Source organism: Rahnella sp. Larv3_ips (genome assembly GCF_003697865.1).
Classification (GTDB): domain Bacteria; phylum Pseudomonadota; class Gammaproteobacteria; order Enterobacterales; family Enterobacteriaceae; genus Rahnella; species Rahnella rivi.
The window spans coordinates 1,123,134-1,138,346 of sequence record NZ_MJIB01000021.1 but is presented as its reverse complement, the minus strand read 5'-3'; the positions used below and the strand labels follow the sequence as shown (position 1 = coordinate 1,138,346).

The following is a 15,213-nucleotide window of genomic DNA, read 5'->3' as shown; positions in this document are numbered from 1 at the left end:
TCACCCCTTATTGCGCGTTGTACAAGATGACCGCAGCGGTCGCCAGCAGATTAAGCAAGGTCAATGGCAGGCAAACTTTCCAGCCAAATGACATCACCTGGTCGTAGCGGGGACGCGGTAAAGCAGCACGGATCAAAATGAACATCACCATGAAGAACGCCGTTTTCAGTGCAAACCAGATCACCGGATACAGGAACGGACCCTGCCAGCCACCGAAGAACAAGGTCACGATCAGCGCAGAAACCGTCACGATACCGATATATTCCCCCACGAAGAACAGACCGAATTTCATACCGGAATATTCAATGTGGTAACCATCGGCCAGTTCTTGCTCGGCTTCCGGCTGGTCAAACGGGTGACGGTGACAGACAGCGACACCTGCGATGGCAAAGGTCACAAAACCGAAGAACTGAGGAATGATATTCCACATGTGCGACTGAGAAATGACGATGTCCTGCAGATTGAAGGAACCGGCCTGCGCCACAACGCCCATCAGTGATAAACCGAGGAACACTTCGTAGCTCAGCGTCTGGGCAGACGCACGCATCGCACCCAGCAGCGAGTATTTGTTGTTACTGGACCAGCCAGCGAACAACACGGCATAGACGGTCAGACCGGCCATCATCAGGAAGAACAAAATACCGATGTTCAGATCTGCGGCGAACCAGGTCGGACTGACCGGAACAATCGCAAAGGAGATCAGCAGGGACGTAAACGCAATCATCGGGGCCAGCGTAAAGATGGCTTTGTCGGTGAATTTAGGTACCCAGTCTTCCTTGAAGAACATCTTGATCATGTCAGCAACCAGCTGCAGGGAACCGCCCCAGCCGACACGGTTTGGTCCGTAGCGGTTCTGGAACAGACCGAGCAGACGACGCTCGCCGAAGCTCATGAAAGCCCCGCAGGTCACGACGATCAGCAGGATCACGATAGCTTTCAGGACGGCGATCAGCGTGTCGATTACGACAGGTGTAAACCAGCTCATTGTGCAGCCTCCCGCAGATTTTCAACCGTAGCGCCAACCAGAATCGGCGGAATGCCCGGCAAGCCCAGCGGTAAACCAAGCTGACCCTGATTCAGGGTTTCACTCAGGCGAACCGGCAATTTCAGTGTCTGACCGGCACAGGTGAATTCCACCTGAGAACCTGCATTCACGCCTAGCTGCGCGGCATCGGCCGGGTTAACCATCACATAAGGTGCTGGCATACGTTGCTGAATGACGGAAGAACGCTGGGTCATCTCTTCACTGCCGAACAGGTGGTAGTAAGGCGCGACACGCCAGTTACCCACTGTGGTGGTGAATGCAGCAGGGATGGCGGTGAAGTAGTCGAGACTCCCCTCCCCCGCTTCGATGAGACGCACACCCGGATCACCGTGGCGCAGACTGCCGCCAACTTCGCTCTGGAATTTGTTCCAGGCTTGCGGTGAGTTCCAGCCAGGTGCCCAGGCAAAAGGTACCTGATTGCGGTTGGCTGTCGGGCTGTTGTTCCCTTCCATTGAGAAGGCAAACATGGTGTCTTTATCTTGCGGCTGACGCGGTTCGTGCACACTGATGTTCGCGCGCATCGCAGTACGGCCACTGGAGCGGTTCGGAGAACGCGCCAGTTTCTGACCACGAATGCGGAAGCTGGCATTTGGCGCAGCTTCGACCATGCCTTTCAGCTGCGGCAATGCCTCGACGCAGGCTTCGATCACGTGATCGAGCTGAGTCCAGTCAACGTGGCGGCTGTTGACGGTTGAATGCAGTGAGTGCATCCAGCGCCAGCTTTCCAGCATGGAAACGGTGGTGTCGTAGTAAGCCGGATCGTAGACCTGGAAGAAGCGCTGAGCGCGGCCTTCCTGATTCACCAGCGTACCGTCGCTTTCGGCAAAACTCGCCGCAGGCAGGATCAGACTGGCTTTATCCATGATGCGCGTGCGCTGATGGTCAACAACCACCAGGTTTTGCACACTGGCAAGCGCCGCATCCACCTTCGCTTCAGGAGCCTGACGATAAAGGTCATTTTCCATCACAATGGCGCTGTCTGCGCCGCCGCTGGCCAGCAACTCAAGCGCATCATCCAGCGTACCGCCGCCAATCATGGACAGGCCGATGCTGTTTGCCGCAGAAGCCACGAAAGTGATTCCGACATCACTGCCCGCCACTTTCAATGCTTTGGCGATGTTCGCTGCCGCTTCAATGATCGCATCAGAACCGGCGTTAGAACCGGTAATGATCAGAGGCTTACGGGCACCAGTCAGCGCCTGCACGATCACGTCGATTTTTTTGTTCAGACCATCAGCCAGATCGCTGACCGCTGGCGCTGAATTATCCAGCGCATGGGCGATTGCAAAGCCGAAACGGGCCTGCTCATCGACCGGCGCACGGTAATTGTACGCTGCGATATCGTCGAGTTTGGTGTTGTCTACGTTGGTAATAAACAGCGGATGTTTGGCGTGCTGACCGATGTTTTGCACCGCCGCAATCTGCCAGTCAGCAACACGCTGAGCGGCGGCCATTGCACGGGCTTTACCTTTAACGGCCTGACGGACAGACAGAGCGATACGGGCACCGGTCTGAGTCAGATCTTCGCCCAGCACCAGTACGGCATCGTACTCTTCGATTTCACGCAATGCTGGCGTATGTACACCGCTGTTGCGCAGAACGTTGAGCATCAGTTGCAGACGACCCTGCTCTGCGGCGTTGATCCCGGTGTAGAAGTTTTCGGCTCCCACCAGTTCACGCAGGGCAAAGTTGCTTTCCAGGCTAGCGCGTGGAGAACCGATACCGATGGTTTTCTTCGCCTGACGGATGATGTCTGCCGCGCCCTGCATCGCCTGTTCAGCGTTCAGTTCGATCCAGTCGTTGCCACGCAGTTGTAATGGCTTCTTAGGACGATCTTTCAGGTTCACGTAGCCATAGCCGAAACGGCCACGGTCGCAGAGGAAGTAGTGGTTTACGGTACCGTTATAACGGTTTTCGATACGACGCAGTTCGCCATAACGCTCACCCGGGCTGGTGTTACAGCCAACAGAACATTGCTGACAGATGCTTGGCGCAAACTGCATGTCCCATTTACGGTTATAGCGTTCGGAGTGCGTTTTATCGGTGAATACGCCGGTCGGACACACTTCTACCAGGTTACCGGAGAACTCGCTTTCCAGCGGGCCATCTTCCGGACGACCGAAATAGACGTTGTCGTGCGCGCCATATACACCTAGGTCTGTGCCGTCAGCGTAATCCTTGTAGTAACGGACACAGCGATAACAGGCGATACAGCGGTTCATTTCGTGAGAGATGAACGGGCCGAGATCCTGATTGTTATGGGTACGCTTGGTGAAACGGTAACGGCGCATACTGTGGCCGGTCATGACTGTCATATCCTGCAGGTGACAGTTACCGCCCTCCTCACACACCGGACAGTCGTGCGGATGGTTGGTCATCAACCATTCCACAACGCTCTCGCGAAACTCTTTCGCTTCGCCGTCGTCGATGGAAATGAAGGTGCCATCAGACGCTGGTGTCATACATGACATCACCAGACGACCGCGCGTGTCTTCCGCGTTTTGGTATTGCTTAACCGCACATTGGCGGCAAGCGCCGACGCTTCCCAGCGCCGGATGCCAGCAAAAATAAGGAATATCGAGGCCGAGAGAGAGGCAAGCCTGTAACAGGTTGTCCGCTCCGTCTACATCGTATTCTTTGCCGTCTACATGAATCGTAGCCATAGTCAGCATGCTTCCACGTGGCCCACCTGACGGCGGGCGTTAATCAAAAATTCTTGCCGGGTTGGCGTCTATCACTCGACAGCGCGTCCCTTGTATTGGGATTTCGCGCACAGCGGGCTCACGTCCGCTGCCTGTTGCCTTCACTACCAGCGCTGTTTCAGCAGATTGTTTGGCTGAATACCGCCAATCGCCCGCGCGTTGCTGTAATGCTGTTTGGCGATGCCCGCCTCAAACTCTTCCCGGAAATATTTAATCGCACTCTGTAATGGCTCCACGGCACCCGGCGCGTGTGCGCAGAAGGTTTTGCCCGGACCAAGCTGGCGGCAGAGCTGTTCGAGAGTTTCAATGTCTCCCGGCTGCCCTTCACCACGTTCCAGCGCGCGCAGGATCTTCACACTCCATGGCAAACCGTCGCGGCACGGCGTACACCAGCCACAAGATTCACGGGCGAAGAACTCTTCCAGATTTCGAACCAGCGGAACCATGCCAATTTCATGATCGACTGCCATCGCCAACGCAGTACCCAGACGGCTACCGGCTTTACCGATGCTGGCGAAATCCATAGGCAGATCCAGGTGATCGGCCGTCAGGAAGTCAGTCCCTGCGCCGCCCGGTTGCCAGGCTTTGAATTTCAGGCCATCACGCATACCACCGGCATAATCTTCAAGAATTTCACGTGCAGTCGTACCAAACGGCAGTTCCCAGACGCCCGGATTTTTCACCCGACCGGAGAAGCCCATCAGTTTGGTGCCTGCATCTTCGCTCTTGCCCGCAGACATCCCTTTGTACCAATCCACGCCGTGCTCAAGAATGGCAGGCACGTTACACAGGGTTTCGACGTTGTTCACACAGGTCGGTTTACCCCATGCACCGGCAGAGGCCGGGAAAGGTGGTTTGGAACGCGGGTTAGCGCGGCGGCCTTCCAGCGAGTTAATCAGTGCAGTCTCTTCACCGCAGATGTAGCGGCCCGCACCGGTATGCACGATCAGTTCGAAATCAAAACCGGTACCGAGGATATTTTTACCCAGCAGACCCGCTTCAGTGGCTTCAGCAATCGCGCGACGCAGGTTCACGGCGGCTTCAATATATTCGCCACGCAGGAAGATGTAGCCACGGTAAGATTTCAGCGCAAACGCGGAAATCAACATGCCTTCCACCAGCAGGTGTGGCATTTGTTCCATCAGCATGCGGTCTTTGTAAGTACCGGGTTCCATCTCATCGGCGTTACACAGCAGATAGCGGATGTTCATGCTTTCGTCTTTTGGCATCAGGCTCCACTTCAAACCGGTGGAGAAACCTGCCCCGCCGCGCCCTTTCAGGCCAGCGTCTTTTACCAGGTTGACGATCTCTTCCTGCGCCATGCTTTTGAGCGCCTTTTCTGCGCCGACGTAACCGTTTTTGCTGCGGTATTCGTCGAACCAGACCGGCTGCTCATCGTCACGCATACGCCATGTCAGCGGATGCATTTCCGGCGTGCGTTCAATATGTCTTGGCGTATAACCGTTGATTGTCATACATAGCGCTCCAGTAGCTGGCCGATGGCTTCTGGTGTCAGGCGGCTGTGCGTGTCCTCGTCGATCATCATCGACGGGCCTTTGTCACAGTTACCGAGACAACAGGTCGGCAGCAGAGTAAAGCGACCGTCTTGCGTCGTTTCGCCCGGCTTAATGTGCAACTGTTGTTCCAGCGCAGCCTGGATCCCCTGATAACCGGTGATGTGGCACACCACGCTGTCACAGTAACGGATCACATGGCGGCCAACCGGCTGGCGGAAGATCTGGCTGTAAAACGTCGCCACACCTTCAACGTCACTGGCCGGAATGCCCAGAACATCGGAGATCGCGTAGATAGCGCCGTCTGGCACCCAGCCACGCGCTTTTTGCACGATCTTCAACGCTTCGATAGAAGCCGCGCGGGCATCTTCGTAGTGATGTTTCTCGTGTTCAATCGCTTCGCGTTCAGCATCGCTCAGCTCAAACACCGGCGTGATCACCGGCTCGCTGACGTTGATGAACTGAACCTCTGAGTTTTTATTGATATCTGTCATCGTTAGCGGTCCACATCTGACATTACAAAATCGATACTGCCCAGATACACGATCAGGTCGGATACCAGGCTGCCACGGATTACGGACGGGATCTGCTGCAAATGCGGGAAGCTTGGCGTACGGACACGTGTGCGGTAGCTCATGGTGCTGCCGTCACTGGTCAGGTAGTAGCTGTTGATCCCTTTGGTCGCTTCGACCATCTGGAAAGATTCTTGCGCAGGCATGATCGGCCCCCACGACACTTGCAGGAAGTGCGTGATCAGGGTTTCGATGTGTTGCAGGGTGCGCTCTTTCGGTGGCGGCGTGGTCAGCGGATGATCCGCCTTGAACGGGCCTTCAGGCATGTTTTTGTAGCACTGTTCCAGAATGCGCAGGCTTTGGCGAAGCTCTTCCACTTTCAGCATTACACGGGAATAGCAGTCGCTGACGCCGTCGCCGACCGGCACTTCAAAGTCAAAGTTTTCGTAACCGGAATACGGACGCCATTTACGCACGTCGAAGTCGATGCCGGTGGCACGCAGGCCAGCGCCGGTGGTGCCCCACGCCAACGCGTCAGCCGCGTTGTACGCAGCTACGCCTTTGGAACGGCCAATCAGAATCGTGTTTTTCAGCGCCGCTTTGACGTAGGAATCCAGTCGTGCTGGCATCCAGTCAAGGAATTCACGCAGCAGACGATCCCAGCCTTTCGGCAGATCATGCGCAACGCCACCGATCCGGAACCAGGCCGGGTGCATACGGAAACCAGTGATCGCTTCCACCAGATCGTAGATTTTCTGACGATCGGTAAAAGCGAAGAACACTGGCGTCATCGCGCCCACGTCCTGAATAAACGTAGAGATGTACAGCAGGTGGCTGTTGATGCGGAACAGTTCAGACAGCATCACGCGAATGGTGTTGACGCGATCCGGCGTGACGATACCGGCAAGTTTTTCAACGGCCAGCACGTAAGGCATTTCGTTAACGCAACCGCCGAGATATTCAATACGGTCCGTGTACGGAATGTAGCTGTGCCATGACTGGCGCTCGCCCATTTTTTCAGCACCACGGTGGTGGTAACCGACATCCGGTACACAGTCGACAATCTCTTCGCCATCAAGCTGCAGGATGATGCGGAACGCACCGTGTGATGACGGGTGGTTTGGACCGAGGTTAAGGAACATAAAGTCCTCATTTTCGGTGCCACGCTTCATGCCCCAGTCTTCCGGCTTGAAGGTCAGCGCTTCCATCTCGAGCTCTTCTTTTTGCTTGGTCAGCTCATAAGGATCGAACTCGGTGGCACGCGCCGGATAATCTTTACGCAACGGGTGCCCTTCCCAGGTCTGCGGCATCATGATGCGCGTCAGGTGCGGGTGGCCATCGAAGGTAATACCAAACATTTCCCAGGTTTCACGCTCGTACCAGTTGGCGTTCGGGAACACCTTGGTCAAGGTCGGAACATGGAGATCGTTTTCCGCTAACGCCACCTTGATCATGATGTCGCGGTTACGCTCGACGGAGATCAGGTGATAGAAAACGGAAAAATCCGCGGCCGGTAAACCGTCGCGGTGAGTACGTAAACGCTCATCAACGCCATGCAAGTCGAACAGCATGACATAAGGTTTTGGCTGTTTTCGTAGAAAGGTAATCGCTTCCAGTACCTGTTCACGCTTGAACCACACCACGGGAATTCCGGTACGGGTCGGCTGAACAGTAAAGGCCTCAGGCCCAAAACGGTTACGCAACTCGCCAATAACCGGATCATCAAGATGATCACGGGTATGCCATGCTGGCAGGGCGGTATTTTGCGTCGTCAAATCTGTCATAATTTTTTTCACCACACTAAATGGTCATTTATGCCGTAAGGGGGATATGCATACACCACCCCTCAGGGTTGACTCTCAGATCGCAGTGTTAAATCTCGTCCGGCGAACGCAGATTTGTCACGGCTATGCGTTCAGCACGTTTACGCTCTTTTTCAGACTGCATATTCGCGCGGTAAACACCCTGATCGCCGACGACCCATGACAATGGGCGGCGTTCTTTACCGATAGATTCCTGCAGCAGCAACAGCGCCTGCATGTAAGCCTCAGGACGCGGCGGGCACCCCGGGATATACACATCGACAGGCAGGAATTTATCCACACCCTGCACGACGGAATAAATATCGTACATACCGCCGGAGTTCGCACAGGCACCCATCGAAATCACCCATTTCGGCTCGAGCATCTGGTCATACAAACGTTGGATCACCGGGGCCATTTTGGTGAAGCAGGTGCCTGCCACGACCATGAAGTCGGCCTGACGCGGCGATGCACGCAGAACTTCTGCACCAAAACGCGCGACGTCATGCACCGCAGTGAATGACGTCACCATTTCTACGTAGCAGCAGGAAAGGCCGAAGTTGTACGGCCAGAGGGAGTTTTTGCGTCCCCAGTTCACCATGCCGTGCAGTGATTCCTGAAGGTTTCCCATGAAAACGCTGCGTTTTACCTGCTCCTGAAGTGGATCGCCGACCACCTCCTGATTCTGCAGGGGGTAACGGTCGTTCTCACCGTCCGGGTCTACGCGGGTGAGCGTATAGTCCATCTTATTGCCTCGCTATGACTTACTACTGAGGGTGACTGTTGGTATTAATCGCCGGGCTTGGTTTAACAGGTCCTTTCGAACGTGTTGGTGTCCAGTCCAGCGCGCCAATCCGCACCAGATAAAACAAACCAGCCAGCAGTACCAAAATGAAAATGGTGGCTTCGACGAAACCGGTCCAGCCGCTTTCACGGATAGAAGTTGACCATGCATAGAGATACAAGGCTTCAACGTCGAAAATAACGAAAAACATCGCGACCAGATAGAATTTGGCGGAGAGACGCAGGCGGGCTGAGCCCACGGATGCGATACCAGACTCATAAGGGGTATTTTTGTAACGCGCTCTGGCTCTCCCGCCGAGGAACGCGGCGCCCAGTAACATCAGGCAGCAAAGCCCCATTGCGACGATAAGATAAACGGCGAACGCCCAGTGTTGAGCGATGACTTCAGTGGCTGTTGACATACTCATTGCTTACTCATCAAAAGTGGCGCTTTGGCATCTGCTCTATGGGATCGGCAGTTTGCGCACCACATCGATTCAAGGGAAGGATTAATAACCACACAGTTCACGACTCAACAAAGGATTAAGCCAGTGATTTGTTGTGGGCTTTTTACCCTTTTCTATAACCTTTTGTCAACTTTGACAAAAGTATCTCCACATTAGTTTACATGCTTATCATTTAATTAACATTACATGCGACAACACTTAAGCTAAATCGTGTCAGTTAAAAAGGGTGATAGAGCATGAGCCTGTGACGGGAGTTATGACATCTTTGTTGCTTTGCTATTGTCGCAGGAATAGACAACGCTTCCACTCTCTTATTAGGGTTATTTTTTTGATCCAGGTCAGAGTTCTGTCAATTTCGACAGAAAAAAAGCCGCACTTTTAACAAGTTTTGTTGAATAACAGAAAACAACAAGTCAATGGCGAGAAAAAATTACTGATTTTTCCACGCGAAAAAAAAGCCTATTTTTGCGTGATTTAGTAGGGTGATAATGAAGACCAGAAACAGTCAGGACGGGGAACAAGCAGCATTAAGAGAGGAAAAAACAAGTTTGGCGTGAAATTTTAAATAAAACACCCAAAAATAGAGATTTTACTACCCGAAAGGAGTAGAGGCCTTTACCCCCGCCCTGCAGTATCCGGGCGGGAGGTAAAAAGAGGCGATAATCTTAACTTTTTGAATCAGCCAGCAGTTCATGATCGTCATCCACTACAGGTCGGGGACCATAAGCGCTGAGAGAATAAGGATCATTGCCCTGTTCAACCGCGTTGAAAATGGCCATCGCCAGTTCATTGTTACAGTTGGCATTTTTATACAGTACATATTGCGTGTCAGGCAGACGCGGCAGACCATCCTGTTCACCCAGAACGCGCAGTTCAGGGCTCATCATTTCAATAGGTCTTGCGGTCACGCCCAACCCGGCGCGAACGGCGGCGCGAATAGCCGACAATGTCGATGCCACGTAAGCGATACGCCACGGAATACCGGCCTGATTCAGGTATTCTGTCGCCATCTGGCGGTACGGGCTTGGCTCATCAAGTACCACGAGCGGCACACTGTCACCGGATGGATACGCGAAATCCGCCGCGCAGTACCAGAGCGTAGGTGACGTCCGCAGAATAATATGAGGATGTTCTGTGCCCGTCATCGTAGTGATAGCCAGATCGATCTCTTCACTTTCCAGCATCGATAACATAAACGGACTGCGTTTTACCCGTACATCGATTGACAGTTTCGGGTACACAGACGTCACGCGACTGAGCAGAAAAGGCAAAATGGTATCGGCGGTATCATCGGATGCGCCGATGGTAATTCCGCCCTGAACATTGCTGTACATCAAAGAGGTGCAGGCTTCATCGTTAAAACGAAGAATTTTGCGTGCATACCCCAATAACTGAATGCCGTGTTCAGTTAATAATTTATTGCGTCCGTGCCTGGCAAACAGTTCTTTTCCAACGAGTTGTTCAAGACGTTGCATTTGTTGACTGACTGCCGACTGAGTACGACACACAGCAGCAGCAGCTGCAGCGAACGTATTCAAATCCGCAACAGCTACAAATGTCCTCAACAGGTCAAGATCGAGATTGAGGATTGGACGATTTGCATTTGTCATAGTTTTTCTTCGCTTTATAGAATCTAATAACAAGCTACCCTGATGCTGCGTCAAAGTATCAGCATCCGCAGAATACCAGATATGTCAGGTACTCACTCATTAGATAAGCAAAATTGAGAAATATTTGTGCCTGAAAAATTTCATAGAAGCGGTTTTCATCTCCTCAGATGCCGTGAAAAATCTCCACACAAAAGTTAAATGATTAGCCAGGCTTAATTAATAAGAATAAACCATTTTCGCCTGCTCCACTCACCTATTTTCTTTGCGCTTTTCCTGTCGATACCTGAGGTTGAAGCCTGTCAGCAAGCCGGATACATAAGTTAAACTTACCGTTCAGATAAGTTGTAAGACAATATAATTCAACAAATTCATTAGCTCACGCAGATATCAAACTCATGACTAAAAAATCAGTTTAGCGGGCATTAAGATAATTTCATGATCGCCCGTTATTATTTGTGCTGCTTTTATTAAATATACGTAAAGGGTGCCCTCGTAAAACCCATGGGAATAGTGTCTGCTCCAAAATTTTCTTATGATCATTCATCCAGCAGTTATTATTAATCATTAGATAAATAAAACTAATTCACCTTGCCCCCGCGCCGCAGCACGGAGAATTCCTGCTATTTTTTTTCAGATTTTGTCGAGGTTAGGTAAGTTTTAATGATGTTGTCTGCAAAACTGCGGAAACAAAAGGATGGCTTTAACACTGTCAGACAGTCAAAACAGGGAATTTTTAGATTAAAAAACCCGCATTGGTAAAATATAAAACTATACATTGCTCTTTACGCAAATGATTAAACCAACCAAAATCCACAACATGACCAGAAACCCCCACCCCCTGCGTTTTTCCTGCTGTTTTACACCAAAAGGGTGCGCAGCCCTTCTCATGCACTCTTTGGGGGAGTAAATTGTCCGCTTCGCACTGTTCTACGGCGATTAACGCCAGGGAAGAACAGGCTTTACTGCAAAAGGCTCACATTTACATGTCCCCGATTGAAAAATCCCGCAAACTGGACAACGTCTGCTACGACATTCGCGGCCCGGTGCTCAAAGAAGCAAAACGTCTGGAAGAAGAAGGTAACAAAGTCCTCAAACTGAACATCGGCAACCCCGCGCCTTTCGGTTTTGATGCACCTGATGAAATTCTGCTCGACGTCATTCGCAACCTGCCTACAGCGCAAGGGTACTGTGACTCCAAAGGTCTGTTCTCAGCACGTAAAGCCATCATGCAGCACTATCAGGCGCGCGACATGCGTGACATGACGGTGGAAGACATTTATATCGGTAACGGCGTGTCGGAACTGATTGTTCAGTCGATGCAGGCGTTACTGAATACCGGTGATGAAATGCTGGTGCCTGCACCGGATTACCCGTTATGGACGGCGGCGGTGTCGCTTTCTGGCGGGAATGCGGTGCATTACATGTGTGATGAAGGCGCTGACTGGTTCCCGGATATCGCCGATATTCGCGACAAAATCACCCCGCGCACCCGCGGTATTGTGATCATCAACCCGAACAACCCGACCGGCGCGGTATACAGCAAAGAGTTGCTGATGCAGATTGTGGATATCGCCCGCGAACACAATCTGATCATCTTTGCCGATGAGATTTACGACAAGATTTTGTATGACGAAGCCCAGCACATTTCCATTGCCTCGCTGGCGCCAGATCTGCTGACCGTGACGTTCAACGGGCTGTCTAAAACCTACCGTGTGGCCGGTTTCCGCCAGGGTTGGATGGTACTCAACGGACCGAAGAAACATGCCAAAGGCTACATTGAAGGGCTGGAAATGCTGGCCTCGATGCGTCTTTGTGCCAACGTTCCGATGCAGCATGCTATTCAGACGGCTCTCGGCGGTTACCAGAGCATTAATGAATTCATTCAACCGGGCGGCCGTCTGGTGCAGCAGCGCGACAGCGCGTGGGAACTGATCAATCAGATCCCCGGCGTATCATGCGTGAAACCGAAAGGTGCGCTGTATATGTTCCCGCGTATTGATGCCAAGCGTTTTAACATTCATGACGATCAGAAACTGGTGCTGGATTTGCTGTTGCAGCAAAAAGTCCTGCTGGTTCAGGGGTCAGCATTCAACTGGCCGTATCCGGACCACGTCCGTATCGTGACGCTGCCACGCGTTGATGAGCTGGAAATGGCGATCAGCAAACTGGGCCGGTTCCTCGAAACTTACCGCCAGTAATCCCTGCGGGCGCAGATTTCTGCGCCCTGTTTTATCTTTCTGATCACACTTGCCGATTTCCGCCACACTCCGCACAATGGATACTCATTTGCCGTTATTAATGAGAGTGCCATGAATCAGAGCCATTTCTTCGCCCACCTTTCCCGCCTGAAACTGATTAGCCGCTGGCCGCTGATGCGCAACGTGCGTACCGAAAATGTGTCGGAACACAGTTTGCAGGTCGCCTTCGTGGCTCACGCGTTGGCCGTGATTAAAAACCGCAAATTTGATGGCAACCTGAATGTAGAACGCGTTGCCCTGCTCGCCATGTATCACGATGCCAGCGAAGTGCTGACCGGCGACATGCCTACGCCCATCAAGTATTACAATCCGCAAATCGCCCACGAGTACAAAAAAATCGAGAAAATCGCCCAGCAAAAACTGATTGAGATGCTGCCGGAGGATTTGCAGGAAGATTTTCGTCCGCTGATCGATGAACATTATTACAGCGAAGACGAAAAACTGACGGTTAAACAAGCAGATGCGTTATGCGCCTATCTGAAATGTCTCGAGGAGCTCTCGGCGGGCAATAACGAATTCACCCTGGCTAAAGCGCGTCTGGAAAAAACGCTGGCGAATCGTAAAAGCCCGGAGATGGATTACTTTATGGAAATCTTTGTGCCGAGCTTCAGCCTGTCACTGGATGAAATCAGCCTCGATTCTCCGCTCTGACGGCAGCCAAATACAGCGCGGCCAGGGTCAGAACGGAAAGAGAACCGGCACCAGAAATACGCTGACGACCATCACCAGCAAGGTGAACGGCACGCCGATACGCAGAAAGTCGCCGAAGCGGTAATTCCCCGGCACCATCACCAGCGTATTCACCGGGGATGATACTGGCGTCATAAACGCTGCCGAGGCGGCTATCGCGATAATCATTGTGAAAGGGTACGGCGACACGCCCATCTGATGGGCCGCCGCGATGGCAATCGGTGCCATTAACACCGCTGTGGCGGTATTGGAAATAAACAGCCCGATACTCGCGCAGAGAACAAACAAACTCAGCAGCATCATGTACGGCCCATATCCCCCGCTGACCTTCATCAGGCCTTCGACGATCAACGCCACGCCGCCTGTTTTTTGCAGCGCCAGCGCAAACGGCATCATCCCGATAATCAGCAGCAAGCTCGGCCAGTGAATCGCTTTGTACGCGCCGTCCATGGTGATGCAACGGAATTTACCCATCAGCAGACAGGCAATAATGGCCGCAATGGCGTTCGGCACATCGTCGGTCAGCATCAGTGCGACCATGAGCGCCAGGCAAAACAGCGCGTGCGGTGCCTGACTGAGCGCGGGGGCGACTTCATCCACCTCGGCGGGCAGACTGAGGACAATAAAATCGTGCATCTGCTGCTGAAGCTGTCGGATCAGCTTCCAGTCCCCTATCACCAGTAACATGTCACCCAGCTGGAGTTCCTCATCCACCAGTTTACCCGGCAGCGCCTCCCCCTGACGGCGGATCCCTACCACGTTCAACCCGTAAGCAGAACGGAAAGCGACTTCGCGCAGGGTTTTACCCAATAATTCGGAATCAGGAATTAAAGAGACTTCTGCCATTCCGACGTCGCGGGACTGTTCAGAAAAATATTCACCGCGCAGCACCATCGGTTCAAGCATTTCATCGGCACACATTTGTCTGACTGAGATGTCAGGATCGGTCATGTCCAGCAGCAGTACGTCTCGCGCGCACAGCCCGGTGCTCCCCGTGGCGCTGACCATCACCCGGCGGAACTTACGCCAGCGCTCAATACCCACCACATTCGCACCGTAGCGGGAGCGCAGGTGAAGATCGTCCAGTGTACGGCCAACCAGCGGTGAGCCGGGGCGGATCGTCATCCTGCGCGCACGACCGTTTAACTGATAATCGCGGATCAAGTCCCGGAAAGTCCGGCGTTTCCAGTGTTGTTTATCCTGCGAGGTGTCCTGCGCTGACAACCAGCGGCGGGCAATCAGCATGTACCCGACCCCCATGATCAGCACCACCAGCCCCACCGGCGTGACGCCGAAGAAGCCAAAACCGTCGAATCCTTCACGCAGCAACTCGCTGTTCACCACCATATTTGGCGGCGTGGCAACCAGCGTCATCATGCCGCTGATAAGCCCGGCAAAACTGAGGGGCATCATCAGCCGCGCCGGTGAGGTTTTCATGCGCGCGGAAACACTGATCACAACCGGAATGAAAATCGCCACCACGCCGGTCGAACTCATAAAAGCACCAAGGCCGGCGACCGTCAGCATCAGTAAAATCAGCATCCGGGTTTCACTCTGACCGGCCACTTTCATCAGCCAGTCACCCACCTGATACGCCACGCCGGTCCTCACCAGACCGTGGCCCACCACAAACAAGGCGGCGATCAAAATCACGTTCGGATCGCTAAATCCGGCCAGAGCTTCATTGAGGGTGAGCGTACCGCTCATCACAAAAGCAATGATGACCAGCAAAGCGACAATGTCCATGCGCAGCGTATTGCGCGCAAACAACACCATCGCGGCCAGCAGCAGTACCACAACCCAGATTAATTCACCGGTCAAAACACACTC

General features: G+C 53.0%; 11 protein-coding genes. 2 read left to right on the top strand and 9 right to left on the bottom strand.

Annotation, left to right across the window (positions count from 1 at the left end; all coding sequences use genetic code 11):
- Positions 1 to 7: 7 nt before the first annotated feature.
- From nuoH to lrhA, 8 genes are all read right to left on the bottom strand, one after another.
- Positions 8 to 985 carry an NADH-quinone oxidoreductase subunit NuoH gene (nuoH, locus tag ED901_RS24830; RefSeq protein WP_056782249.1) on the bottom strand — a complete coding sequence of 326 codons (978 nt, stop codon included), beginning with the start codon at positions 983 to 985 and terminating at the stop codon, positions 8 to 10.
- Positions 982 to 3,708 carry an NADH-quinone oxidoreductase subunit NuoG gene (nuoG, locus tag ED901_RS24825; RefSeq protein WP_122097608.1) on the bottom strand — a complete coding sequence of 909 codons (2,727 nt, stop codon included), beginning with the start codon at positions 3,706 to 3,708 and terminating at the stop codon, positions 982 to 984. Before nuoG ends, nuoH begins: the two co-directional genes overlap by 4 nt.
- A gap of 143 nt (positions 3,709 to 3,851) precedes the next feature.
- Complete coding sequence (nuoF, locus tag ED901_RS24820) at positions 3,852 to 5,222, bottom strand: NADH-quinone oxidoreductase subunit NuoF (protein ID WP_122097547.1); 1,371 nt, start codon at positions 5,220 to 5,222, stop codon at positions 3,852 to 3,854.
- A complete protein-coding gene (gene nuoE / locus ED901_RS24815) occupies positions 5,219 to 5,755 on the bottom strand; it encodes an NADH-quinone oxidoreductase subunit NuoE (protein ID WP_238485086.1) in 537 nt (178 codons plus the stop codon). Before nuoE ends, nuoF begins: the two co-directional genes overlap by 4 nt.
- A gap of 2 nt (positions 5,756 to 5,757) precedes the next feature.
- Positions 5,758 to 7,557 (bottom strand): NADH-quinone oxidoreductase subunit C/D, encoded by a 1,800-nt coding sequence (gene nuoC / locus ED901_RS24810; protein ID WP_122097546.1) that lies wholly within the window; start codon positions 7,555 to 7,557, stop codon positions 5,758 to 5,760.
- Between the two features lie 88 nt (positions 7,558 to 7,645).
- Complete coding sequence (locus ED901_RS24805; RefSeq protein ID WP_056782240.1) at positions 7,646 to 8,320, bottom strand: NADH-quinone oxidoreductase subunit B family protein; 675 nt, start codon at positions 8,318 to 8,320, stop codon at positions 7,646 to 7,648.
- Between the two features lie 22 nt (positions 8,321 to 8,342).
- Positions 8,343 to 8,786 (bottom strand): NADH-quinone oxidoreductase subunit A, encoded by a 444-nt coding sequence (locus tag ED901_RS24800; protein WP_072158212.1) that lies wholly within the window; start codon positions 8,784 to 8,786, stop codon positions 8,343 to 8,345.
- Between the two features lie 704 nt (positions 8,787 to 9,490).
- A complete protein-coding gene (lrhA, locus tag ED901_RS24795; RefSeq protein ID WP_056782235.1) occupies positions 9,491 to 10,435 on the bottom strand; it encodes a transcriptional regulator LrhA in 945 nt (314 codons plus the stop codon).
- Positions 10,436 to 11,418: 983 nt separating this feature from the next.
- On the opposite strand from lrhA, the gene ED901_RS24790 reads away from it, so the two are divergent.
- Positions 11,419 to 12,633 (top strand): pyridoxal phosphate-dependent aminotransferase, encoded by a 1,215-nt coding sequence (locus tag ED901_RS24790; RefSeq protein ID WP_122097545.1) that lies wholly within the window; start codon positions 11,419 to 11,421, stop codon positions 12,631 to 12,633.
- Positions 12,634 to 12,744: 111 nt separating this feature from the next.
- On the top strand, positions 12,745 to 13,344 hold the full coding sequence (gene yfbR / locus ED901_RS24785) for a 5'-deoxynucleotidase (RefSeq protein WP_056782229.1): 600 nt from the start codon (positions 12,745 to 12,747) through the stop codon (positions 13,342 to 13,344).
- A gap of 27 nt (positions 13,345 to 13,371) precedes the next feature.
- Here the strand turns inward: yfbR and ED901_RS24780 are convergent, their stop codons facing one another.
- Positions 13,372 to 15,204, bottom strand: a complete 1,833-nt coding sequence (locus ED901_RS24780; protein WP_072158211.1) for an SLC13 family permease — start codon at positions 15,202 to 15,204, stop codon at positions 13,372 to 13,374.
- Between the last annotated feature and the right edge of the window lie 9 nt (positions 15,205 to 15,213).

Bases quoted from the DNA above. Each gene is read 5' to 3' on its own strand.
- nuoH (WP_056782249.1), bottom strand. From the start codon at position 985: ATGAGCTGGTTTACACCTGTCGTAATCGACACGCTGATCGCCGTCCTG.
- ED901_RS24800 (WP_072158212.1), bottom strand. From the start codon at position 8,786: ATGAGTATGTCAACAGCCACTGAAGTCATCGCTCAACACTGGGCGTTC.
- nuoG (WP_122097608.1), bottom strand. From the start codon at position 3,708: ATGGCTACGATTCATGTAGACGGCAAAGAATACGATGTAGACGGAGCG.
- nuoF (WP_122097547.1), bottom strand. From the start codon at position 5,222: ATGACAATCAACGGTTATACGCCAAGACATATTGAACGCACGCCGGAA.
- ED901_RS24805 (WP_056782240.1), bottom strand. From the start codon at position 8,320: ATGGACTATACGCTCACCCGCGTAGACCCGGACGGTGAGAACGACCGT.
- ED901_RS24790 (WP_122097545.1), top strand. From the start codon at position 11,419: ATGTCCCCGATTGAAAAATCCCGCAAACTGGACAACGTCTGCTACGAC.
- yfbR (WP_056782229.1), top strand. From the start codon at position 12,745: ATGAATCAGAGCCATTTCTTCGCCCACCTTTCCCGCCTGAAACTGATT.
- nuoC (WP_122097546.1), bottom strand. From the start codon at position 7,557: ATGACAGATTTGACGACGCAAAATACCGCCCTGCCAGCATGGCATACC.
- nuoE (WP_238485086.1), bottom strand. From the start codon at position 5,755: ATGACAGATATCAATAAAAACTCAGAGGTTCAGTTCATCAACGTCAGC.
- lrhA (WP_056782235.1), bottom strand. From the start codon at position 10,435: ATGACAAATGCAAATCGTCCAATCCTCAATCTCGATCTTGACCTGTTG.